23 protein-coding genes are annotated in these 22,575 nt (G+C 73.5%); 13 read left to right on the forward strand and 10 right to left on the reverse strand.

Features of this window, described 5'->3' with window-relative positions:
* Positions 1–31: 31 nt before the first annotated feature.
* Positions 32–967 (forward strand): NADP-dependent oxidoreductase, encoded by a 936-nt coding sequence (locus ACMXGY_RS13465; RefSeq protein WP_483773498.1) that lies wholly within the window; start codon positions 32–34, stop codon positions 965–967.
* A gap of 84 nt (positions 968–1,051) precedes the next feature.
* Here ACMXGY_RS13465 and ACMXGY_RS13470 read toward each other — a convergent pair whose 3' ends face one another.
* Positions 1,052–1,432 carry a cupin domain-containing protein gene (locus tag ACMXGY_RS13470; RefSeq protein ID WP_483773499.1) on the reverse strand — a complete coding sequence of 127 codons (381 nt, stop codon included), beginning with the start codon at positions 1,430–1,432 and terminating at the stop codon, positions 1,052–1,054.
* A gap of 137 nt (positions 1,433–1,569) precedes the next feature.
* Between ACMXGY_RS13470 and ACMXGY_RS13475 the strand changes: the two genes are divergently transcribed.
* Positions 1,570–2,745 (forward strand): aminopeptidase P family protein, encoded by a 1,176-nt coding sequence (locus tag ACMXGY_RS13475; protein WP_483773500.1) that lies wholly within the window; start codon positions 1,570–1,572, stop codon positions 2,743–2,745.
* Between the two features lie 63 nt (positions 2,746–2,808).
* Here the strand turns inward: ACMXGY_RS13475 and ACMXGY_RS13480 are convergent, their stop codons facing one another.
* Positions 2,809–4,266, reverse strand: a complete 1,458-nt coding sequence (locus ACMXGY_RS13480) for an MFS transporter (protein WP_483773501.1) — start codon at positions 4,264–4,266, stop codon at positions 2,809–2,811.
* 93 nt (positions 4,267–4,359) lie between these two features.
* On the opposite strand from ACMXGY_RS13480, the gene ACMXGY_RS13485 reads away from it, so the two are divergent.
* From ACMXGY_RS13485 to mqo, 4 genes are all read left to right on the forward strand, one after another.
* Positions 4,360–4,935 (forward strand): TetR/AcrR family transcriptional regulator, encoded by a 576-nt coding sequence (locus ACMXGY_RS13485; protein ID WP_483773502.1) that lies wholly within the window; start codon positions 4,360–4,362, stop codon positions 4,933–4,935.
* Positions 4,932–5,600, forward strand: a complete 669-nt coding sequence (locus ACMXGY_RS13490) for a pyridoxine/pyridoxamine 5'-phosphate oxidase (protein ID WP_483773503.1) — start codon at positions 4,932–4,934, stop codon at positions 5,598–5,600. The genes ACMXGY_RS13485 and ACMXGY_RS13490 overlap by 4 nt, the downstream gene beginning before the upstream one ends.
* Positions 5,597–6,445, forward strand: a complete 849-nt coding sequence (locus tag ACMXGY_RS13495; RefSeq protein WP_483773504.1) for a maleylpyruvate isomerase family mycothiol-dependent enzyme — start codon at positions 5,597–5,599, stop codon at positions 6,443–6,445. The genes ACMXGY_RS13490 and ACMXGY_RS13495 overlap by 4 nt, the downstream gene beginning before the upstream one ends.
* A 750-nt stretch (positions 6,446–7,195) precedes the next feature.
* Positions 7,196–8,716 carry a malate dehydrogenase (quinone) gene (mqo, locus tag ACMXGY_RS13500; RefSeq protein ID WP_483773505.1) on the forward strand — a complete coding sequence of 507 codons (1,521 nt, stop codon included), beginning with the start codon at positions 7,196–7,198 and terminating at the stop codon, positions 8,714–8,716.
* 27 nt (positions 8,717–8,743) lie between these two features.
* On the opposite strand, the gene ACMXGY_RS13505 is transcribed toward mqo, so the two are convergent.
* Positions 8,744–9,151 carry a hypothetical protein gene (locus tag ACMXGY_RS13505; protein ID WP_483773506.1) on the reverse strand — a complete coding sequence of 136 codons (408 nt, stop codon included), beginning with the start codon at positions 9,149–9,151 and terminating at the stop codon, positions 8,744–8,746.
* Between the two features lie 90 nt (positions 9,152–9,241).
* Here ACMXGY_RS13505 and ACMXGY_RS13510 point away from each other — a divergent pair, with 90 nt between their 5' ends.
* Positions 9,242–10,195: a helix-turn-helix domain-containing protein gene (locus ACMXGY_RS13510; protein ID WP_483773507.1), complete on the forward strand. Its 954-nt coding sequence runs from the start codon at positions 9,242–9,244 to the stop codon at positions 10,193–10,195.
* A gap of 154 nt (positions 10,196–10,349) precedes the next feature.
* Positions 10,350–11,459, forward strand: coding sequence for a fatty acid desaturase family protein (locus ACMXGY_RS13515; protein ID WP_483773508.1), 1,110 nt, complete (start codon positions 10,350–10,352; stop codon positions 11,457–11,459).
* A 67-nt stretch (positions 11,460–11,526) separates the two neighbouring features.
* Here ACMXGY_RS13515 and ACMXGY_RS13520 read toward each other — a convergent pair whose 3' ends face one another.
* Positions 11,527–12,369, reverse strand: a complete 843-nt coding sequence (locus ACMXGY_RS13520; RefSeq protein ID WP_483773509.1) for a siderophore-interacting protein — start codon at positions 12,367–12,369, stop codon at positions 11,527–11,529.
* Between the two features lie 176 nt (positions 12,370–12,545).
* Here ACMXGY_RS13520 and ACMXGY_RS13525 point away from each other — a divergent pair, with 176 nt between their 5' ends.
* The gene (locus ACMXGY_RS13525) at positions 12,546–12,764 is read left to right on the forward strand and encodes an SCO4848 family membrane protein (protein WP_483773510.1); all 219 of its coding nucleotides are present in this window, start codon (positions 12,546–12,548) and stop codon (positions 12,762–12,764) included.
* On the opposite strand, the gene ACMXGY_RS13530 is transcribed toward ACMXGY_RS13525, so the two are convergent.
* The 4 genes from ACMXGY_RS13530 to ACMXGY_RS13545 all read right to left on the reverse strand — a co-directional run bounded on the left by ACMXGY_RS13530 (position 12,751) and on the right by ACMXGY_RS13545 (position 16,567).
* On the reverse strand, positions 12,751–13,635 hold the full coding sequence (locus tag ACMXGY_RS13530; protein ID WP_483773511.1) for an RNA polymerase sigma-70 factor: 885 nt from the start codon (positions 13,633–13,635) through the stop codon (positions 12,751–12,753). The genes ACMXGY_RS13525 and ACMXGY_RS13530 overlap by 14 nt on opposite strands.
* Positions 13,632–14,225: a carboxymuconolactone decarboxylase family protein gene (locus ACMXGY_RS13535; protein WP_483773512.1), complete on the reverse strand. Its 594-nt coding sequence runs from the start codon at positions 14,223–14,225 to the stop codon at positions 13,632–13,634. Before ACMXGY_RS13535 ends, ACMXGY_RS13530 begins: the two co-directional genes overlap by 4 nt.
* Before the next feature lie 96 nt (positions 14,226–14,321).
* On the reverse strand, positions 14,322–15,602 hold the full coding sequence (locus tag ACMXGY_RS13540; RefSeq protein WP_483773513.1) for an MFS transporter: 1,281 nt from the start codon (positions 15,600–15,602) through the stop codon (positions 14,322–14,324).
* Between the two features lie 47 nt (positions 15,603–15,649).
* The gene (locus tag ACMXGY_RS13545; protein ID WP_483773514.1) at positions 15,650–16,567 is read right to left on the reverse strand and encodes a LysR family transcriptional regulator; all 918 of its coding nucleotides are present in this window, start codon (positions 16,565–16,567) and stop codon (positions 15,650–15,652) included.
* Positions 16,568–16,726: 159 nt separating this feature from the next.
* Between ACMXGY_RS13545 and ACMXGY_RS13550 the strand changes: the two genes are divergently transcribed.
* The 3 genes from ACMXGY_RS13550 to ACMXGY_RS13560 all read left to right on the forward strand — a co-directional run bounded on the left by ACMXGY_RS13550 (position 16,727) and on the right by ACMXGY_RS13560 (position 19,085).
* Positions 16,727–17,587 carry an aldo/keto reductase gene (locus tag ACMXGY_RS13550; RefSeq protein ID WP_483773515.1) on the forward strand — a complete coding sequence of 287 codons (861 nt, stop codon included), beginning with the start codon at positions 16,727–16,729 and terminating at the stop codon, positions 17,585–17,587.
* A gap of 40 nt (positions 17,588–17,627) precedes the next feature.
* A complete protein-coding gene (locus ACMXGY_RS13555; RefSeq protein ID WP_483773516.1) occupies positions 17,628–18,560 on the forward strand; it encodes an aldo/keto reductase in 933 nt (310 codons plus the stop codon).
* Positions 18,561–18,626: 66 nt separating this feature from the next.
* Positions 18,627–19,085, forward strand: coding sequence for a ScoMcrA-related endonuclease (locus ACMXGY_RS13560; RefSeq protein WP_483773517.1), 459 nt, complete (start codon positions 18,627–18,629; stop codon positions 19,083–19,085).
* A gap of 69 nt (positions 19,086–19,154) precedes the next feature.
* On the opposite strand, the gene ACMXGY_RS13565 is transcribed toward ACMXGY_RS13560, so the two are convergent.
* A complete protein-coding gene (locus ACMXGY_RS13565; protein WP_483773518.1) occupies positions 19,155–20,000 on the reverse strand; it encodes an aldo/keto reductase in 846 nt (281 codons plus the stop codon).
* A 271-nt stretch (positions 20,001–20,271) separates the two neighbouring features.
* On the opposite strand from ACMXGY_RS13565, the gene ACMXGY_RS13570 reads away from it, so the two are divergent.
* Positions 20,272–21,117: a VldE C-terminal domain-containing protein gene (locus ACMXGY_RS13570; RefSeq protein ID WP_483773519.1), complete on the forward strand. Its 846-nt coding sequence runs from the start codon at positions 20,272–20,274 to the stop codon at positions 21,115–21,117.
* 81 nt (positions 21,118–21,198) lie between these two features.
* Here ACMXGY_RS13570 and ACMXGY_RS13575 read toward each other — a convergent pair whose 3' ends face one another.
* Complete coding sequence (locus ACMXGY_RS13575; protein ID WP_483773520.1) at positions 21,199–22,518, reverse strand: hypothetical protein; 1,320 nt, start codon at positions 22,516–22,518, stop codon at positions 21,199–21,201.
* Positions 22,519–22,575: the final 57 nt, after the last annotated feature.

The following is a 22,575-nucleotide window of genomic DNA, read 5'->3' on the forward strand; positions in this document are numbered from 1 at the left end:
TCGCGAGGCGGGTCGCGCGGTTGCCGCCGGTATGCGAGCCATCACGTACTCCCGCTTCGGCGGCCCTGAGGTCCTCGAGCTCTCCGAGCTCCCCACGCCCAAGGTCGGGCCCGACTCCGTGCTCGTGCGCGTGCGCGCCGCGAGCGTGAACCCGGTCGACTGGAAGGTCCGCGAGGGCTACCTGGACCAGGTCATGGACGCCGTCTTCCCGGTGGTGCCGGGGTGGGACGTGGCGGGCGTCGTGGAGCGCGTCGGCCTCGACACCCCGGAGCTGCAGGTCGGTGACGAGGTGTACGGCTACGTCCGCAAGGACGTGGTGGGCGGGCAGGTCGCGGGCGGCACGTTCGCGGAGCTCGTCGCGGCGCCGGTCCGGACGCTGGCTCGGAAGCCGACGGCGTGGTCGTTCGAGGAGGCGGCGGCGGTCCCGCTCGCGGGCCTGACGGCGTACCAGACGATCCGTCGGACGGGGTTGGGAGAGGGCCAGACCGTCCTCGTGCACGCCGCGGCCGGTGGTGTCGGGTCGTTCGCGGTCCAGGTCGCGCGGGCGATCGGCGCGCGCGTGATCGGCACGGCGTCCGAGCGCAACCACGACTTCCTGCGCGCCCTCGGGGCGGAGCCCGTGACGTACGGCGACGGCCTCGCCGAGCGCGTGCGCGCGCTCGCCCCCGAGGGCGTCGACGTCGTCCTCGACTACGTCGGCGGGGACGCCCTGGACTCCGTGCCCCAGGTCCTGCGCGACGGCGGCACGGTCGCCTCGATCACGGACGCGCGGGCGCGCGACGAGCTCGGCGGGCACTACGTCTGGGTGCGCCCGGACGCGGCTGATCTCACGGAGCTCGCGCGCCTCGGCGACGAAGGTCTGCTCCGACCGGAGGTCGCGGAGGTGTTCGACCTCGCTGACGCCGCCGACGCCCACCGCGCGAGCCAGTCCGGCCACGTGCGGGGCAAGGTCGTCGTCCGCGTCTGAGCCGGCGAGGCGACTCCCCGTCCCGGGGTAGAACCGTGAAGCGTGGTGCGATGAGACCGGCCGCCGAAGGTCGTGACCACGGTTCTACCTCGGTGGGAGCTCGCGCAGTGGTGACGTCAGGTCGCCCCCGGCGTCGCCCGTGTTGACGGTCCCCTGCGGCTCGACGAGCACGGCGGCCGTCTCGACGTCGGCGCGGGGGCGGTGCTCGACGCCCCGCGGCACGACGAACACGTCGTTCGGACCGAGCACGACCTCGCGCTCGACGCCGTCCTCGCGCAGGCCGATCGTCAGCTCGCCCGACAGCACGAGGAACAGCTCGTCGGTGTCCGGATGGGTGTGCCAGACGAACTCGCCGAGCACCTTGACGACCTTGACGTCGTAGTCGTTGAGGCTCGTCACGCGGTGGGGCTGCCAGTGCCCGTCGAACGCGTCGAGGGCGGCGAAGAGGTTGCGCGCGTCGGTCATGCGCCCACCCTGCCACGCGGAGTCGGCGCCGCGGCACCCGCGCGAGATTGGGCCCGTGCGGTCGAGATCGGCCCTCGCGGTGCCGGTCTCGCGAGGCTCGGGTCGATCTCCGCGGCCCGGGGTGCCAGGCTGACGACATGACGAGCACCGACGCACGAACGGGGGCCGCGTTCGGCCCCGAGGTCTACGCCGCCCGCCGCGAGCGCGCGGCCGAGCACGCGCGCGACGCGGGGCTCGCGGGGCTCCTCGTCTCGCCCGGCCCGGACCTCGCGTACTTCACGGGCTACGCCCCGCCGGAGACCGAGCGGCTCACCCTCCTGGCCGTCCCGGCGGGCGAGCCGGGCACGCCTGCCCGGGCGACCGTCGTCGTGCCGCTCTTGGAGCGCGGCGACCTCGCGAGCGCCCCGGGCTCGGACGGGCTCGACGTCGTCACGTGGCGCGACGGCGACGACGAGCACGACGCCGCGGCGCGGCTCCTCGACCGGACGGGGACCTACGCCGTCTCCGACGCCACGTGGGCGCTCCACGTCCTCGGTCTCCAGCGCGCGCTCCCGGACGTGCGGTTCACGGCGTTCACCGAGTCGGTCCCGACCCTGCGCGCCGTCAAGGACGCGGCGGAGGTCGAGCGACTCGCCGCAGCAGGAGCCGCCGCCGACGCCGCGTTCGCGCAGGTGCTCCAGGTGGCGTTCGCCGGGCGACGCGAGCGGGACGTCGCCACCGACCTCGACCGGTTCCTGCGCGAGCACGGGCACGAGCAGGTCGACTTCACGCTCGTGTGCGCCGGGCCGAACGGCGCAGACCCCCACCACGACGGCGGGGACCGGGTGATCGAGCCGGGCGACCTCGTCGTGCTGGACTTCGGCGGCCTCCGCGACGGGTACGGGTCGGACACGAGCCGCACCGTGCTGGTCGAGGGCGGTACCGACGACGCGCTCGCCGCCCAGCAGCGCGAGGTGTACGACGTCGTGCGTCGGGCCCAGCAGGCGGGCGTGGACGCCGTCCGCCCGGGAGCTGCGTGCCAGGACGTCGACCGGGCCGCACGCGCGGTCATCGCGGAGGCCGGGTACGGCGAGCAGTTCGTCCACCGCACGGGTCACGGCATCGGCACGACGACGCACGAGCCGCCCTACATGGTCGAGGGCGAGGACCGTCCGATCGAGCCCGGCATGTGCTTCTCCGTGGAGCCGGGCATCTACCTGCCGGGACGGTTCGGCGTGCGGATCGAGGACATCGTCGTCGCGTTCCCGTCCGACGTGCCCGACGGCGCTCGCCGCCTCAACACGTCGACGCACGACCTGCAGACGGTCCGCTGACCGACGTCACCGCCGGCCGACCCGGCGGTCGTGCCGCCAGTCCTGCCAGCGGCCCGACCGTGGTCATCGGCTGGGCTCGGCCTCCGGGTGGTCCGGGGCGTTCTCGACGTCGGCTCCGCTGGACGCGCCCACGTGCTCGTTCCGGATCCCGACCCAGCTGAGAACCCCGCCGAGCACCAGCAGGGCTGCGGTGACGAGGAGCGAGCGGTGGAACCCGTCGAGGTCGAGCACGCCGCCCACGATCACGCCCGCGAGGGCGATGACGACGAGCCCCGCGACGCGCGACACCGCGTTGTTCACCGCGGAGCCGATGCCGGCGTCGGCCGCCGGGATGGACCCGAGGATGGCGGACGTGAGGGGCGCGACGGTCATCGCGAGGCCGAGCCCGAAGAGCACGAGGCCGGGGAGGACCTGAGTGACGTAGACGGCGTCCTCGGTGGTGGTGAGCAGGAGCAGGTAGCCCGCCCCGCCGACGATCGGGCCCACCGTCATGAACAGCCGCGGACCGTAGCGGCCCGCGAGCGCCCCGAACCGCGTGGACAGCGCGAGGAGCACGAGCGTCACGGGGAGCTGCGCGAGCCCCGCAGCGGTGGCGCTGTACCCGCCGACCTGCTGGAGGAACAGCGTCACGACGAACCCGCCGAAGTACAGCGCACCGTAGATCGCGGCGGTCGCGAGGTTGCCCCACGCGAAGTTCCGCACGGTGAACAGGCGCGGCGGGAGCATGGGGTCGGGGGCGCGCCGCTCCCACCAGACGAACGCGACGAGGCACGCCACCCCCACGACGCACGGCCCCCAGACGAGCGGGCTCGCCCACCCGAACCGCCCCTGCTCGATGAGCGCGAACACCGTCCCCGCGAGCCCGACGGCGGCGAGCGTCGCCCCGGCGACGTCGACCCGGCGCGTGGCGACCGCGCCCACCTCCTCCGCTGCCGAGCGCGGGACGCCGCGCAGCAGCCACAGCGTGACGGCGACAGGCAGCACGTTGATCCAGAAGACCCACCGCCAGGAGATCGTGTCGATGAGGATCCCGCCGAGCAGCGGCCCGACGAGCGACGCCGTGCTCGTCCACGCCGTCCAGGAGCCGATCGCGCGCGACTGCCGCTCGCCGTCGAAGGTCGAGATGATCATGGCCAGCGAGCTCGGCACGAGCAGGGCACCCGCCACGCCCTGCAGGCCGCGTGCCACGACGAGCACCAGGCCGTCGGGGGCGACCGCGCATGCGACGGAGGTCACCGCGAAGCCCACGAGGCCGATCGCCATGATCCGACGGCGGCCGTGCACGTCGGACAACGACCCGGCGAGGAGTATGAACGCACCGAGCGTGATCATGTAGGCGTCGACGACCCACTGCTGGAGCGCGAGCCCCGTGACCGGGCCCGTCGTGAGCTCCTCCGAGATCGCGGGCAGCGCGACGTTGACGACCGAGCCGTCGAGGAACGACACGAACGACGCGAGGACCGCCACCACCAGCACCCGCTGCTGCACCGTCACCGACCTACCGTACGACTCGACTCTCATGCCGTACCGACCGAGCGCCGGTCGGGTGTGTGACGGCCAGGCGGACGCGCGTCTGGCTCGCCACCATACCTAGAGGTAGGTATGGTGGCGGTCATGACGACGACCGACGCCCGCGAGCGTCTCGTCGCCGCCGCGGAGGAGCTCTTCTGGGCCCAGGGCGTCGGCGCGACGAGCCCGCGCCAGGTCCTCACCGCGAGCGGCGTGGGCCAGGGCAGCCTCTACCACCACTTCCCCACCAAGCACGACCTGGCGGTGGCCGCGGTGCACGCGACGACGACCACCGCGCTCGACGCCGCGCGCCGCGACCTCGACGCCGGTGGGACCGCCGTCGAACGCCTCGTGCGCTACCTGGAGCGGCCGCGTCCCGCGCTCGCCGGGTGCAAGGTGGGCCGCCTCGTGAGCGACCAGGCCGTCATGGACGACGCGACGCTCACCGCGGAGGTCCGTGACTACTTCCGCGGGCTCGTCGACCTCGCGGCCGCCGTCCTCGTCGCGGACGGCCTGCCCGACGACGCGGCGCGCGACCGCGCGCACGCCGCCGTCGCCGTCGTGCAGGGCGGGTACGTCCTCGCCCGCGCCCTCGACGACCCTGACGCGATGGCCGCCGCGGCCCGCGGCTTCGTCGCGCTGCTCGACCCCGGCACGACCAGCCCCGAGGAGGACGCATGACCGGCACCCCGTCCCTGCGTGACCGCCTGCGCGCCCTGCCGGTCTTCGGCACCGACCTGCCCGGCCTCGACGTCGACGCGGCACCGGACGACCCGGTCCCGCTCTTCGTCGACTGGCTCGACGACGCGATCGACGCCAGGCTCCCCGCACCGCACGCGGCGACGCTGTCGACCGCCGACGCGAGCGGCCGGGTGGACGCCCGGACGCTGATCCTCAAGGACGTGGGCGGCGACGGCTGGCAGTTCGCGACGCGCGCGGACTCGCCGAAGGGCGTGGCGCTCGCGCAGAACCCGAACGCCGCCCTGACCTTCCTCTGGCGCGAGCGCGGCCGACAGGTCCGGGTGCGCGGCCCCGTCGTCCCCCTCGGGTCCGAGGCGTCCGCTGCCGACTTCCTCGCGCGCTCCGACCTCTCCCGCGCCACCGCGCTCGCCGGCCCGCAGAGCGCCCCGCTCGTGTCGCGCAACGCCTACAGGGTGGCGTGGGACGCCGCGCTCGCCCGTGTCCGCGCCGAGCCCGGCCTCGTCCTCGACGCCTGGACGGCGTACGCGCTCGAGCCGACGAGCGTCGAGTTCTGGGCGTCGTCCGGCGCCGGACAGACCCGCCTGCGCTACACCGCGTCGACCGACGCGCCCTCCCCCTGGACCAAGGAGCTCCTGTGGCCGTGACCGACCCCCACCTCGTCGCCGTGCCGGACGTCGAGGAGGTTCGCCGTGACGCGCGCGCGGCACTCGCCGCCGTGACCACCGCGACGCGCGCCCTCGACGACTCGCCGCTCGAGCCGAGCCCCGCCGACGTGCCCTCACCGGCGCGCGCTCTCGCCGGACCGTCGAGCCTGCCCGGCTGGTCCCGCAGCCACGTGCTCGCGCACGTCACCGCGATCGGCGAGGCGATGGCCCGCCAGGCGGAGCACGCGGCGCGCAGCGAGCTCGTCGAGGTGTACGACGGCGGAGCGGCGGGCCGCGAGACCGGCATCCAGGCGGGTGCTCGCCGCACGGTCGCGGAGCACGTGGCCGCGCTCCAGGCGCTCGCCGACCGCCTCGACGCCGCATGGCCCGAGCCGGGGTCGCCCGGATGGACGGCGCCCGTGACGTACCGCGACGGGACCGTCGTCGACGCGCTCGTCGCGTGGTGGCGCGAGGCGCGAATCCACGCGGCCGACCTCGACGCGGGCCTCGGCCTCGACACCTGGCCGCGCGCGCTCGGCCTCCACCTCCTCGACTTCCTCGGCGTCCGCCTGTCCGACGACGTCGTGGTCGAGCTCCTCGACGACGCGGTGCCGGACGACGTGGACAGTCACACCGCCGCCCTCGCCGTCGGGCCGGCAGGGCTCCGCAGCGTCCTCGAACCCGACGACCACCGCACCACCGTCGTCCGCGGGCGACTCACCGACGTCGCCGCCTGGCTCGCGGGCCGCACGCCCGACGTCGAGCCGGTCGCCCGGCGCGCAGGCGAGCCGGTCCCCCTCCCAGATGTCGGCCCCTGGCCCTCCCCCTACTCCCCGCCCAGGTAGCAACCCGCGGCTGCTCGGGTCGCGGACGGCTCGTGGTCGGCTCCCCAGGCCGGCGCGTGGTCGGTTCCGCGTGCGGGGCGGACTCGGTGCTGCCCGGGCCCGCCGAGGGAGAACCCTGGTCGCGCGAAGTAGAACCCTGGTCGCGCGAAGTAGAACTGTGGTCTGCCGACGGCGGGCGCGGGCCGTGCCGGGCGAGCCGGCGCCGGCCGTGCTCGTGGCGACCATGCGGTCCTTGCCAGTCGGGCATGCGGTTGTCGCCCGTCAGACGCGCAGGACGAACCGCAACCGCATGCTCGGCGCGCCACCGGGGTTCCGCCCAGGTGACCCGAGACCAGGGCGAGACGACGCCGGGAGGGGTGGGTGGGGGCGCCGCGTCGTGGTCGGGCCTGGCGGGAGCGCCGCGAGGAACGAGCGGCGCGGATGGAAGACGCAGCGCCCCCACCCACCCCGACACCCAAGCCGACCACGCGCCGTCGGACACGACCACGGTTCTACCTCGCGCGACCACGGTCCTACCTCGCGCGACCACCGTTCTACCTCGCGCGACCACTGTTCCACCTCGGCCGACCACCGTTCTACCTCGGCCGACCACCGTTCTACCTCGGCCGACCACGGTTCTACCTCGGTCCCGCGGACGTTGCTCAGGACTTCCAGAACTGGGTCTCGGGACGTTCGTCCTGCGAAAGTGTGACGCACGCCCGTGATGCACCGCACAGTTAGTGCACTCTTTCACAAGCGTAGAATCGAGGGGTGTCGAGTCGAGCGAGCAACCCCGCAAGCAGCGCAGACCAGATCGACGTAGCCCTCATCGGCGGTGGCATCATGAGTGCCACGCTGGGGGCTCTTCTCAAGGTCCTGGAGCCCACGTGGACCGTGCGCATCTACGAGCGCCTGGACGCCGTGGCGCAGGAGTCGTCGAACCCGTGGAACAACGCCGGGACGGGTCATGCCGCCCTGTGCGAGCTGAACTACACGCCGGAGAAGGCGGACGGCTCGATCGACATCACCAAGGCGGTGAAGATCAACGAGCAGTTCGAGGTGTCCCGCGAGTTCTGGCACCACCTGCTCACGACGGGCGCGCTGCCGCAGCCCGCGAGCTTCATCTCCCGCACGCCCCACATGACGTTCGTGCGCGGCGCGGAGAACGTCGACTACCTGCGGCGTCGGTTCGAGACGCTGCGCCAGCACCCGCTGTTCAGCGAGCTGGAGTTCAGCGACGACCCCGCCGTGATCGCCGAGTGGGCACCGCTCCTCGTCGCGGAGCGCGACGGTGACGAGCCGGTCGCGGCGACGCGCGCGACGAGCGGCACGGATGTCGACTTCGGCGCTCTCACGCAGCAGCTCGTCGACCACCTCGTCGCCCAGGGCACGCAGCTCTACCTCGAGCACGAGGTGAAGAACCTCCGGAAGACGAAGGACGGCCGCTGGCGCCTGACGGTCAAGGACCGCTCGTGGAACGCCCCGAAGCGCCGCTCGACGGTCGAGGCCCGGTTCGTTTTCGTCGGCGCGGGTGGTGGCGCCCTGCCGCTGCTCCAGGCCGCGGGCATCCCCGAGGCCAAGGGCTATGGCGGCTTCCCGATCAGCGGCGAGTTCCTGCGCACCGACAGCCCCGAGCTGGTCGCGCAGCACCAGGCCAAGGTGTACGGCAAGGCCGACGTCGGCTCGCCGCCCATGTCGGTGCCGCACCTGGACACGCGCGTCGTCGAGGGCAAGACCTACCTCATGTTCGGCCCGTACGCCGGGTTCAGCCCCAAGTTCCTCAAGAAGGGCAAGTACCTCGGGCTGCTCACCTCCCTGCGCCTGCACAACCTCGGTTCCATGGTCGGGGCCGGCCTGAAGAACATGGACCTCACGCAGTACCTCGTGGGTCAGGTCGTCGCCAGCCCGGAGACCAAGTTCACCGCCCTCCAGGCGTTCATGCCCACGGCGCACCCGAAGGACTGGGAGACCATCACCGCGGGCCAGCGCGTCCAGGTGATCAAGAAGGACGCCGACGGAAAGGGCGTCCTCGAGTTCGGCACCGAGGTCATCGCCGCCGCCGACGGCTCGATCGCCGGTCTGCTCGGCGCCTCGCCGGGCGCGTCGACCGCCGTCCCAGCGATGATCGACCTGCTGGAGCGCTGCTTCCCGAACCGCTTCACCAAGTGGCGCCCGGAGCTCGCGACGATGATCCCGAGCCTCGGCCAGGCGCCGTGGGAGGCCGAGGAGCTCGAGGGTCTCGACCAGCTCACCGGCGGCGCGGACGTGGACGCGATCGGCTCGCGCGCCTGATCCGACGCCCCTCTCCCGGCTGGGTGGTCAGCGCGCCAGGGGCGCGCGCCGCGACGACGCCTTCGGTGCCCCAGGCGCCGGCCGGGCAGGGGCCGGAAGTACGCCGCGGACGCCGTCGCGCACCGCGGGGTTCGGCACGACGCGCCGCAGCACGAGCTCGGCCGCGACCTCGTGCGGGTCGACCGACGGCGTCCGCACATCCCGCTGCGTCGCCGCTCCCCGCAGGTCCGCGTCGAGCCGCTGCGCGTCGCGGTCCCAGCGCTCGCCGTGGACGGTCCGGTCCGACCGACCGTGCCACGCGTCGCCACCCGGCCATGCGCCGTCGGACCCGGCGGGGAACCAGGGCCGCGCCGGGTCCTCGCGCCGCACCGCGAGCGCCGCCGTCGTCGAGCCGACGACCAGGAGAAGTGCCACCACACCCCAGAAGATGTCCATGACCCCACCCTCGCGCCGCGCCCGCGGAGCGACGAGTGGCAGAACCGACACCTCTCGACAAGATCCCGCCACAGGCGTAGCGTGCGCTGCATGTTGCGCTCCGTCGCTGCCGTCGTGTCCGACGGCCTGGCCCCGTTCGAGTTCGGCGTCGTGTGCGAGGTGTTCGGCCTCGACCGCAGCGAGGACGGCGTCCCGCGCTTCGACTTCCGCGTGTGCGGCCCGGAGGCCGGTCGACCGGTGCGCACCTCGGTCGGGGCGCAGGTCGTCCCGGGTCACGGTCTCGACGCGACCGACGACGTCGACCTCGTCGTGGTGCCCGCGATCCGGATCGGGTCGCACTACCCGCCCGAGGTGCTCGACGCCGTCCGCCGGGCCTCCGAGCGCGGCGCCCTGCTGCTCAGCGTGTGCTCGGGCGTCTTCGTGCTGGCGGCAGCGGGCGTGATCGAGGGACGGCGCGTCACGACCCACTGGATGCACGCCGACGAGCTGCGGCGCCGGCACCCGAGCCTCGACATCGACCCGGACGTGCTGTTCGTCGACGACGGCAACCTCATCACGAGCGCCGGCACCGCGGCGGGGATCGACGCGTGCCTGCACCTCGTGCGGCGCGAGCTCGGCGCGAAGATCGCGAACACCATCGCGCGGCGCATGGTCGTGCCGCCGCAGCGCGACGGCGGCCAGCGCCAGTTCATCGAGCGCCCGGTGCCCGAGTGCGAGGAGGACTCGTTCGCCGAGCTGCTCGGGTGGATGACCGAGCACCTCGACGAGCCGCTGACGGTCCGCGACCTCGCCCGGCGCGCGCACACGTCCGAGCGAACGTTCGCACGCTCGTTCGTCGCGCAGACCGGCACGACCCCGCTCGCCTGGCTCACGTCGCAGCGCGTCGCGCACGCACAGACGCTGCTCGAGGAGACGCGCCTGGACCTCGAGGAGGTCGCGCGCCGCTGCGGGCTCGGGTCGGCGGCACTCCTGCGTCACCACTTCCGACGAGCCGTCGGTATCACGCCCACGGAGTACCGCCAGACGTTCCGCTTCGCGGCCTGAGCTCCCGCACGGGCAGTACGGCTCCCCCACGGCTTCTTCACGTGCACATCTCGCGCGTGCAACCTACGGTCCCGTAGGGTGGGGTGATCTGCACCACGAGCACCTGCTCAACTCCGCGGCTGGGAAGTCGACACCGACCTCAGCGAGGACGTCCATGACCTCAGCCACCGTACGCCCGGGATTCCGGGCGACCCGCCCCCGCACCGACGACGGCAAGACCGTCACGAGCACCTACAGCGCCCTGTCACGCACGGTCCGTGACGCCGGGCTGCTGCACCGCACCCACGCCTACTACCTGTGGATGCTCGCAGTGCTCACGCTGGCGCTCGGCGGGGCCGTCGCGGGCTTCGTGCTCCTCGGTGACTCGTGGTTCCAGCTCCTCATCGCCGGCGCGCTCGGCCTGATCTTCACGCAGTTCGCGTTCGTCGCGCACGAGGCGTCGCACCGCCAGGTCTTCACCTCCGGACCGGCGAACGACCGGCTCGGGCGCGTGCTCGCCAACGGCGTCGTGGGGATCAGCCACTCGTGGTGGATGAACAAGCACACCCGCCACCACGCCAACCCCAACCAGCGCGGCAAGGACCCGGACATCAACCCGGACGTCGTCGTCTTCATCGACGAGGACGCGGCCGCCGCCAAGGGCTTCCGTGCGGTCATCAACCGGTACCAGGGTTGGCTGTTCTTCCCCCTGCTGACGCTCGAGGGCCTGAACCTGCACGTCCAGGCATACCGCTCGCTCCTCGCGGGTGGCCGGGCGCGCGGCAACGTCCGGGCTCGGGTCAACGAGCTCGTGATCCTCACGCTGCGCCTGTCGCTCTACGTCGGCGCGATCTTCTGGTTCCTGCCGCTCGGCATGGCGTTCGCCTTCCTGGGCGTACAGCTCGCCGTCTTCGGCGTCTACATGGGCGCCTCGTTCGCGCCGAACCACAAGGGTATGGCGATCATCCCCGAGGACGCCAAGATCGACTTCCTGTCCAAGCAGGTCCTCACGTCGCGCAACATCCGCGGCGGCTGGTGGATGAACATCCTCATGGGCGGGCTGAACTTCCAGATCGAGCACCACCTGTTCCCGAGCATGCCCCGGCCGCACCTCGCGCGGGCGCGCGAGATCGTGCGCGAGCACTGCGCGAACCTCGGTCTGCCGTACACGGAGACGAGCCTCGTGCAGTCCTACGGGATCGTGGTGCGCTACCTCAACCGCGTGGGCCTGTCCGCGCGCGACCCCTTCGACTGCCCGATGTTCAACCAGCTGCGCAAGGTCTGAGCACCCGCGACCGTAGCGGGGACCTGCCGCCCGACGCCGCGCGGCAGGTCGCCCGAGAGTCGTCGGCTCAGGCCGAGGCCGCCTGCCCGTGGCGCCAGTACCCGACGAAGTCGACGTGCGCCTTCGGCACGCCACGGTCGTTGACCAGGTGCCGGCGCACGCCCGTCGCGAGCGAGGACTCCCCCACCGCGTAGGCGTAGACCGGCCCGGCGGGGAGCTCGGCGGACCGGACGGCCTCGAGGGCGAGGCGGCCGGGCACCCCGTCGTGAGCGTCGCCCGCGCCCGCCTGGGCGCCCGGGAGTCCGTCGCGCGCGATCCAGCGCAGCTCGACACCCGCCGGGACGCGGAAGTCCTGGGTGTCGGCCATCTCGGGGACCTCGACGATCGCGAGGCCGCGCGCGTCGTCGGGCAGCGACTCGCAGATGCCCGCGACGGCCGGCAGGCCCGTCTCGTCGGCGACGACGAGCGTCCAGTCGTGCGGCACCCGCGGGTTGTAGCCCACGCCCTGGTCGAGCAGGCCGACGCGGTCGCCGGGCTGGGCGGTCAGGGCGAACGACGACGCCGGGCCCTCGCCGTCCCCGTGCACGACGAAGTCGACGTCGAGCTCCCCCAGGTCGGGACGCGTGGCCCGCACGGTGTAGCTGCGCACCCACGGGCGCCGCGCCTTGGGCGTCGCGAGGTACTGGACGTACCACAGGCCCGACGTCCGGGTCGGCAGGCTCAGCGCGTCCTGGTCGTCGCGCGTGAGGAAGAGCCGGAACCACTGGTCGAAGCCCATCGGCGTGAAGTGGTCCATGCCCTCGCCGCCGAGCGTCACGCGCACGACGTTGGGGCTCACGCGCTTCGACCCCACGACCTCGAGCGTGACGACGTGGGCGTCGACCGGCTTGACCATCTTGAACGCGGCCACGATGGGCTCCTCGCGGGCGGCCCGGCGCCGAGGCCGGGCGGGACGACCCGCCGCGGGCGCGGCGGTCGGAGGCAAGGCTAACCTCACAGGAGCGACCGCGTCGATGTGGTCGAGCACACAAACCGACGGACGACGCCGGGTCCCGCCGCGCGGTCCCGACCTGTCATGCTCGAGGCGTGGAGCTCCCCGTCGCCTGGTCCGTCGTCCTGCTCGTCGCCGCCGGGTGGAACCTGCTCATCTGGCCGCGCTTCTTCCAGCGCATCGCCAAGGACCCCCGCTCGCGCGACGCCGACGGACGCGCGACGCGCTTCCTCACGGTGCACGTCGTGCTCATCGCGGTCTCGCTCGCGCTCGCCCTGGCGGTCGGGGTGCTGGGCGTCCTCACGCTCGTCTGAGCCCGGCCAGCCGCTCCGGGTTCCGGAACAGCAGGACGCGGACGACGCGCTCGCCGTCGTACTCGACGGTCGCCGCCATGGCCGGCTCCCCGTCGACGGTCCACACGCCACCCAGGGCGCCGTTGACGAGCGCAGGCTCGAAGTCCATCGCGGTCGTCTCGGGCTTCGCGGACAGACCCACGAGCATGCGCGCCACCTTGTCCGCGCCCGCGACGGGCCGCAGCGCCGCGCGTGCCTTGCCGCCGCCGTCGCTCACCACGACGACGTCCGGCGCGAGGATCTCGACGAGCGCGGCCGTGTCTCCCGTGGCGCACGCGACCATGAACCGCTCGACCGCGGCCCGCTGCGCATCGTCGGGCGGGGTGAACCGCGGGCGGCGCGCCCGCACGTGCTCGCGCGCACGGTGCGCGAGCTGCCGGACGGCGTCGGGCGTGCGGTCGAGCGCCCGGGCAACCTCGTCGTGGGGGACGTCGAACACCTCGCGCAGCACGAAGACCGCCCGCTCGAGCGGGCTGAGCGTCTCGAGGACGACGAGCAGCGCCATCGACACCTCCTCCGCGCGCTCCACCTGCAGCGCGGCGTCGGGCGATGTGAGGAGCGGGTCCGGCAGCCACGAGCCGACGTACGTCTCGCGCCGCGACCGGAGCGCGCGCAGTCGGTCGAGGGCGAGCCGGGTCGTGACGCGCACGAGGTAGGCGCGCGGGTCCCGGACGCCGGACCGGGCCGACGACGACCAGCGCAGCCACGCCTCCTGGACCACGTCCTCGGCGTCCGCGGCCGATCCGGTCATCTCGTACGCGACCGTGAAGAGCAGGCGGCGGTGCGTCGCGAACGGCTCGAGGGGTGCCCCGGGCGCGGTGCTGTCGCTCACCCGGCCAGCCTGCCAGCCGTCCCCGCCGTGCGCAGGCCGCCGGCGAGCGGGACCTCGCACCGGTCGCTGAACCCCTGGCTGGACAGTCCCAGGGCCGCGTTGATCCGGCTCCGCAGGTTCTCGAGCGCGACCAGGGCGGTGAGCTCGACGAACGCGGCCTCGCCCAGGTCGTCGACGAGCGCCGCCGCGAGCTCGTCGGTCACGGTGGGCGGGGTCGCCGTGGCCGCCTCGGCGTACTCCAGCACGCGCCGCTCGACGGCCGTGTACGCCTCGCTGTCGCGCCACCCTGGCACGTCGTGGAGCTTGCGGGGGTCGACGTCGCCGTGCTCGGACTCCCAGTAGCCGAAGTCGACGCACCACGAGCAGCCGATCTGCACCGCCGACGCCATCACCGCGAGCGCGGTGAGGGTCGGGTCCAGGCTGCGCCAGCGGGCGACACCGGCCTCGAGGACGCAGTACGTCGTCGCGACGCGCGGGTTGTGCCCGACCGCGGCGAGCGGGTCGAGGACGGCGCCGTACCGACGACGGGACAGCACTGCGAGGGCGCGGTTGAGCAGGGTGCGCGGCGGGTCGAGCGTGATACGGGCCACGACGGTCTCCTTCCGGTCGCCGGCGCGGGAGTGCACCGGACGAGCATGAAGACGTGCGCGGGGCCCGTCACGTGACATCGCGAGTGGTGACCGCCCTCACATGCGGTCGTGCCCGCTGCCCGAGCTGGCCGTCGAGCCACGCGAGGACGCGTCGGACGACCCGTGCACGCCCTTGTGCCCAGAGTCCCGCCGCACCAGGTTCGCGAGCGGCGAGTACCGCGGCACCCAGCGCGCGAGCGCCGCGGCCGAGCCGGCGCCGAGGGCCGCCGTCGCCCACACCCCCGCCGCGAGCGAGCCGAGCGCCGCGCCCGCCGACAGGACGAGCGGGCCGAGAGCGTCGCCCGAGTCCTGGAAGAGCCGCCACACGCTGAGGAACGTCGGACGCGCGTCGGGCGGCGCGACGTCGGCTCCGAGCGTCATGACGATGCCCGATCCCATGCCGTTGCCCACGCCGAGCAGCGCCGCGACGACCGTGACGGCCGCGACCGTGTGGGCCAGCGGCATCAGCGCGAGCGCGACGGCCATCGTGAGCATCGACGGCACCGCGACCCACAGCCGGCCGAACCGGTCCATGACCTTGCCCGCCGGGTAGAAGAGCAGCATGTCGAGCGCACCGGAGACGCCGAAGACGAGCGACGTGACCTCCGCGTCGAGGCCGAGGTGCTCGCCCCAGAGCGGGATCACGGTCTGGCGCGCGCCCCGCACGGCGCTCACGAGGAGGATCGCGACGCCGAGCGTCGCGAAGAGGTGCCGGTTGCGCCGGGCGACGCCCGCGATGCTCACGCGTGGTCGGCGCTCCGTGGCGCGCGTGGTCCGTAGGCCGTCGTGCGGCGTCGGGTCCGGACGCACGACGGCGAGGACCACCACTGCGGCGGCCGCCGCCCCGGCCCCGAGCCAGTACGCCCCGCGGACGTCCGTCGCGGCGATCACGGCCGCGCCGGCGAACGGACCGAGGAACAGGCCGATGCGGTGCACCCCCGCGAGCGTCGAGAGCACACGCGCCCGCCGCAGCGGCGGCGTGATCTCCGTGAGGTACGCCTGTCGCGCGAGGTTGAAGACGGCGGTCGACGCCCCGAGCGCCAGGACCCCGGCAGCCAGACCCCACAGGTCCGGCGTGAGCGCGATCGTCGCGAACGCGGCGACGGCGAGGCTGCCGGCGAGCAGCATCGCCGCGCGGTCGCCGACCCGCTGGGCGAGCGCGCCTGCAGGGAGGTCGAACAGGATCTTGCCGATCGGAACGAGGGCTGCGACGAGTCCGGCGACCGTGAGGCTCGCGCCGCGGCCCGTCGCGGTGACCGCGACGACGGGGAGCATCGCCCCCATGCCGATCTCGAGGACGAGCGTCGGGACGAACGCGCCGAGGACGACGCTCCGCATCGGGAAGAGCGGCGTGGCGCCACCGGTGGGCGAAGGCGCCGACCGCCTCACGAAGCGTCCGCCACGACCTCGACGCCGCGGCACGCGGGCGCGTCGGCGAGCAGCTCGAGGAGCTGGGGCGCGGCGGACGCGCTGCTGTCCCACCGCCCGGTCACGACGGACACCACCCAGCTCGGCGTCCCGACGTCGGGCAGCGCGAGCGTCACGAGCCGCTCCGCCTGGGGCTTGGCCGCGACGTGCCGAGGCACCAGCGCGACGCCGAGCCCGCGGTCGACGAGCTCGAGCAGCGTGTGGACGTCGTTGACCGTGCACCGCACGCGGCGGTGGACGCCGTTCGCGGCGCACGTCGCGTCGTTCACAGGACGCGCGCCCCATGTCGGGTCGAAGTCGACGAACTCCTCGCCCGAGAGGTCGGACCACTCCACGCGTCCGCGTGCGGCCAGCGGGTGCTCGGGCGCGCACACGAGGACGAGCGGCTCGCTGCCGAGGACCGTCTGCGACAGCGGCCCGAGGTGCTCGGTCGTCGCGACGAAGGCCACGTCGAGGGCACCCTCGCGCACGCGCCCGAGCAGGTCGTGCGAGCCGGCTTGGGCGAAGTGGATCTCGACGAGCGGGTAGCGGCGGTGGAAGCGCTCGAGCAGCGCCGCGACGTCCACGATGCCGAGGCACTGCTCCGCGCCGACCCGCAGGGACCCCGACAGCTCTCGCGTCGCCTGGACGACCGCGTCGCGAGCGGCCGCAGCCTGCGCGAGCATGGACCGTGCGTGGGGCAGCAGGGCGAGACCGGCGTCCGTGGGCTCGACCCGGCGCGTCGTGCGCGTGAAGAGGCTCGCGCCGAGCTCCTGCTCGAGTCCACGAATCGCCGCCGAGAGGCCCGACTGCGAGACCCCGACGAGCTGGGCGGCGCGGGTGAACTGGCGCTCGTCCGCGAGCGCGACGACGTACTCCATCTGCCGCAGATCCATTGATGACTCACACTTCTACATACGACAACCAGCAATCGTTGGACTTCTAGGTTACCGCTTCCTAGGCTCGTGGCTGCCGGGACGTCGTCCCACGGGAGCCCAGCGGGCAGCCGGCTCGGCGCCACGTTCTTCCTACCCCTCGACCGTGAGGAAGTCTCCATGCAGCAGCGCACTCTCGGATCCTGGACGGTCTCGGCGATCGGCCTCGGCGGCATGCCGATGTCGATCGAGGGCCGCCCGGACGAGGCACGCTCGGTCGCGACGGTTCACGCCGCGCTCGACGCGGGCGTCACCCTGATCGACACCGCCGACGCCTACCACGTGCACGCCGACGAGGTCGGTCACAACGAGGAGCTCGTCGCCCGCGCGCTCCGGTCGTACGGCGGCGACACGTCCGGCGTCCTGGTCGCCACCAAGGGCGGCCACCTGCGCCCCGGCGACGGGACGTGGACGCGCAACGGCGACCCTGCCTACCTCAAGCGGGCCGCCAAGGAGTCGGCGCGCCGGCTCGGCGTCGACGCGATCGGGCTCTACCAGTTCCACCGCCCCGACCCGACGGTCCCGTACGCCGACTCGATCGGGGCTCTCGTCGAGCTCCTCGACGAGGGCGTGATCCAGCAGGCCGGGATCTCGAACGCCGACGTCGCGCAGATCGACCTCGCGAACGAGCTGCTCGGCGACCGCCTCGCCTCTGTCCAGAACCAGTTCTCGCCGCGCTTCCGCTCGAGCCAGGGCGAGCTCGAGCACTGCGCGACGCTCGGTATCGCGTTCCTCCCGTGGAGCCCTCTCGGCGGGATCGCGAACGCTGGCGAGCTCGGCACGCGCCATGCGGTGTTCCAGGAGGTCGCCGACGCGCACGGCGTGAGCGTCTACCGGGTCACGCTCGCGTGGGAGCTCGCGCTCGCGCCCGTCGTCGTGCCCATCCCCGGCGCGTCACGGCCCGAGTCGATCCGCGACTCCGCCCAGGCCGCCGACCTCGCCCTGAACCCCGAAGAGGTCGCGCGGCTCTCGGCCGCATGACGTCCCGACCGACCCACCCGACATCGAAGGAGCAGCACCGGTGAAGACCTTCACCCTGCCCGGAACGGACCTCGTCGTCCCGAACGTCGTCCTCGGGCTCATGCGCATCCAGGACAAGACCGACGACGAGGTCCGCACGCTCGTGCGCACGGCCCGCGACGCGGGCATCACGTTCCTCGACCACGCCGACGTCTACGGCACCGACCTGCACGGCTGCGAGCGCCGCTTCGCCGAGGCCGTCGCCCTCTCACCCGCCGAGCGCTCGGAGTGGGTGATCCAGTCCAAGGCCGGGATCGTGCCCGAGGGCCCGTACTTCGACTTCTCCTACGAGCACCTCGTCGCGTCCGTCGAGGGCTCGCTCCAGGCCCTGCGCACCGACTACCTGGACGTCCTGCTGCTCCACCGGCCCGACGCGCTCGTCGAGCCCGAGGAGGTCGCACGCGCGTTCTCCGACCTGGAGGCCGCGGGCAAGGTGCGCGCCTTCGGCGTGTCCAACCACACGCCGGGACAGATCGAGCTGTTGCGCCGGTACGTCGAGCAGCCGATCGTCGCGAACCAGCTGCAGCTCTCGATCACGCACGCGCCGATCGTCGCGCAGGGCGTCGCGGCGAACATGCAAGGCCTCGACCAGTCGATCAGCCGCGACAGCGGGATTCTCGACTACTGCCGCCTGCACGACATCACCGTCCAGGCGTGGTCGCCCTTCCAGGCCGGGTTCTTCACGGGCGTCTTCCTGGGCTCGGAGCAGTACCCGGAGCTCAACGCCGTCATCGACCGTCTCGCGTCGCGGTACGACGTCCCGCCCATCGCGATCGCGACCGCGTGGATCACGCGCCACCCGGCCCAGATGCAGGTCGTGCTCGGGACCACGAGCCCCGAACGCGTGGCCGGCGCCGCGCAGGGCTCGGAGGTGCCGCTCACGCGCGCCGAGTGGTACGAGCTGTTCCGCGGTGCGGGCCACACGGTGCCGTGATCGCGCGTGGCCGAGGTCACGCGCCCGTCGTCGGGGACCCCGAGCCGAGCGGTCTAGGCTCGTTCCGTGGCGACCTTCTCGGCAGTGACCCGGCAGCACATCCTCCAGGCGATAGCGGACTGGGACGACCGCGGCCGGGACGCGTTCCTCGGGGTGTACGGATTCAGCCCGACCCCCGGGTCGCCGCTGGTCCACGACGACCGTGTGTACGACGCGCAGGCGATCCTCGGCGTCGCGCACCGCTACGCCACCGGCCGGGTCGCGACGGCCGAGGAGTTCCGCAGCAGCCCCGTCGCCGTGGCCGACCTCCTGCGCAAGCGCGGCTTCGACGTACCCGGCGCTGCGCCCGCCGCACCTGCGGCACCGGCGCGTCGGACGGCCGCGCGGGCGTCCTCCTCGGCCGCGCCGCGCGCCACCCGACGCACGACGACGTCGCGCTCCTCCGAGCCGGAGAGGCCCCCGGCGATCTGCCCGACGTGCTTCACCGTGCTCCCCGCCACCGGCGTCTGCGACGAGTGCGGCTGACAGGTCACGCTCCGACGCCGAGGGGCGCCGTCCGGACCGGACGGCGCCCCTCGGTGTCTGTGGGTCGCGTCAGTGGACCTCGGACGGGTGCGCGCTCACGCGGCCCGAGCCGTCGCCCGTGTCCAGCGCGTCAATCGCTGCGACCTCGTCGCCGGTGAGCTCGAAGCCGAAGACGTCGAAGTTCTCCGCCATGCGCTCCTTGCGCGACGACTTCGGGAAGACGACGAAGCCCCGCTGCAGGTGCCAGCGGATGACGACCTGCGCGGGCGTCACGCCGTGCGCGGCGGCCGCCGCGGCGACGGCAGGGTTCTCGAACAGCGGGTACTTGCCCTGCCCGAGCGGACCCCAGGCCTCGATCCTCGTGCCGTTCGCCTCCGCCCACGCGAGCACGTCGCGCTGCTGGTAGGCCGGGTGCAGCTCGATCTGGTCGACGGCGGGGACGACGCCCGTGTCGGCGACGATCCGGTCGAGGTGCTCCGGAAGGTGGTTCGAGACGCCGATCGAGCGGGCCAGGCCCGCGTCGCGGATCTCGACGAGCTTCGACCACGCGTTCGAGTAGGTGCCCAGGTCGGGCGCGGGCCAGTGCGTCAGGTAGAGGTCGACGTACTCGAGCCCGAGCTTGTCGAGGCTCTCGCGGACCGCGTCGTGCGGCTGCTCCCCGGACTGGCGGTCGTTCCACAGCTTGGTGGTGACGAAGAGCTCGTCGCGCGCGACGCCGCTCTTGGCGATCGCGGCACCGACCCCCTCCTCGTTGCGGTAGATCGCCGCGGTGTCGATGTGGCGGTAGCCCACCTCGAGCGCGTCGGTGACGGCCTTCTCGGCCTCGTCCGGCGGCACGAGGAACACGCCGAAGCCGAGCTGAGGGATGGTGTACCCGGAGTTCAGGGTCACCGGGGGGACGCTGGGAGAAGTCATGCATCCACCCTAGACTCGCGATCCGCGAGCACGACAACCGTGGCCCCAGGGCAGCGGGGCCTCGAACCGAGCGCGCGGGTTGGACAGCCCGTATAACAGTTTGGTTACACTGGCGCGGTCCCCGTCACCGAAATCCCTGGAGCGCACCGTGTCTCGTGGCCGCCACAGCGCAGCACCCGCTGCCCGTGCGCGCTCCTTCCGGCTCCCGACGCCCCCGCGTCCGTCCCGGCTCGCAGCGCCCGCACGATCCCTCCGGCTTCCCGCCCTCGCGATGGTCACCCTTCTCGGAGCAGGAGTCGTCGGCTCCGGCCCGCAGGCGGCCGGCGAGAACGCCGACCTCGCGCCGCTGAGCGCCGAGCCGGTCACGGAGCGGTCCCCCGCCGCGGCGAGCCGGTCCTTCGAGCGCGAGCCGATCGCCGCCGAGGAGAAGGCCCCGACGCCCGACCCCGCCCCCGCACCGCCGATCGCGGTCGTGCCCGCACCCGAGGCCGCCGCGGCGCCCGCCCCGGCTCCGCTGCCCGCCGTCACGGGCCAGATGTGGACCACGGACGCGGTGAACGTCCGTACCGGACCGGCAGCGGACACGGGACGCGTCACGACGGCGGCGTTCGCGACCGCCGTCGACGTCACCGGCGCGATCGAGGGCGAGTGGAGCCAGGTCGTCTGGGAGGGCGCCGTCGCCTGGGTCAACTCGAGCTTCCTCTCCGCGACCCAGCCCGAGGCCCCCCAGGCGGTGGCCGCGAGCGCCGGCGGGACGTCCGGAGCGGCGTGCTCGGTGAGCAGCGGGATCGAGTCGGCGCTGCAGCCCAACGCCCGCGCGGTGTACCGGTCGGTGTGCGCCGCGTTCCCGCAGGTCGGCTCCTACGGCGGGCCGCGGCCCGGCGACAGCGGCGACCACGGCACCGGCCGTGCCGTCGACATCATGATCTCCGGGGAGACCGGCTGGGAGATCGCCCGCTTCCTGCAGGCCAACGCCGGCTCGCTCGGCATCACCTACGTGATCTACGAGCAGCAGATCTGGATGGCGGGCGACCCCACGAGCGCGTGGGAGGGGATGGAGGACCGCGGCGGGGCGACCGCGAACCACTACGACCACGTGCACGTCAGCACGTCGTAGAGCGGCACCTCACGGCACGTCACCGCGCGGCACGCCACGTCACGCCACGTCACGTCACGTCACCGCGTCACGGCACCGCGTTTACGGCACCGCGTTGAGGGACAGCCGCCTCGCGAGGTCGTCCGCAGCCGATGCCTCGCTGGTGAGCCCGACGTACCCCTTGTGCTCGACCACGCAGAGATCTTCTGGCACGGCCGTCAGGAGCTGCGAGACCCACGAACGCTCGAGCCGGGGCACAACAACGTCCACGCCCGCGCGGACCAGCTCCAGCGCCACGTCGACGAGGCCGGGGTGTGCAGCCCGCCGCGCAGGGCCGGACTCGTCGACCCACTCGGTGTCCTCCGGGACCAGGCCGCCCGAGAGCACGAGAGACCGCAGCCGCGGCATGCGCCCGAGGAACGCGCCGTCGGCACCGTCGAGGGAGACGGAGAGGCGCTCGACGGGGGCCTCCTGGAGCACCGTGAGGTCGGCGTTCCTCGTCGTGCCGATCAGGTGCAGCTCCGTGAGGGCAGGGAGGTGCACCAGGGGCTCGACGCTCGTGAGCCCGCGGTTGCCGGTGGCGTTCAGTCGCAACCGTCGAAGGTCGGCGCACTCCCCCAGCGGGGCGAGGTCGACGTCGTCGCGGAGCAGCGCCTCGAGCTGCTCGAGGCCGTGCACGGCGCCGATGCCCTCGAGGCTGGAGCACTCGCCGAGGCTCAGGCCGAGCACCCCGGGAAGGAACATGGTCGCGGCGAACTCGCGCCGGTCGAAGCTCCCCCACGCGCGGTGCAGCTCGGCGAGCTCCGCGTCGGGGTAGCTGTCGCGTGCGTACCCGGCGAGCACCTCGAGCGCAGCCGGGGAGGCCAGTGCGCCCAGGGCGCGCAGCGCGACCCGCCGCTCGGCAGCCCGCTGCGTGGGGTGTGCGGCGAACCGCCGTGGGTCGGTCTCCGGGTGCGCGGCGACCCACTTCGCCACCTGCGCCACCTTGTCGGGGAGCGCCGGGCCGTCGGTCGCCGGGGCGGTCCCCGACGCGGGAGCGCTCGGCATCGCCGCGCCGTGCTTCGCAACCGCTCGGCGGATCATGGCCACCTTCGCGGTGTCCATCTCGGCGACCTCGGCGGGGAGCCGGTCGAGGACGGTCACGTCGGCGCGCGCCGCCAGCGCCAGGAGCGCCCAGAGCGCCTGGGCGTCGAGGGCCCCCTCGAGGTCCCACGAGACGAGCCTGGCGCCTGCCCCGAGAGTCGGGTCGTCGAACACCTGCAGCGCCGCACGCTCCAGCGCGGGGTCGCTCGGCAGCTTCGAGGCGCCCTTGACGGCGTTCGGCTGGTTCGAGTACCGGGAGAACTGGTCCAGGACCTGCTCGACACGTTCCTCGCCCAGGGCGTCCGACAGCGAGGCGAGGATGGTCTTCGTGCCCGGCATGCGAGCCTCCGTCCGTGTCAGGGTCCAGGTGAACGCCGAGGAGCCTCGCGACCACGG

The sequence above is a fragment of the Cellulosimicrobium sp. G4 BAM 1002 genome (assembly GCF_057126935.1).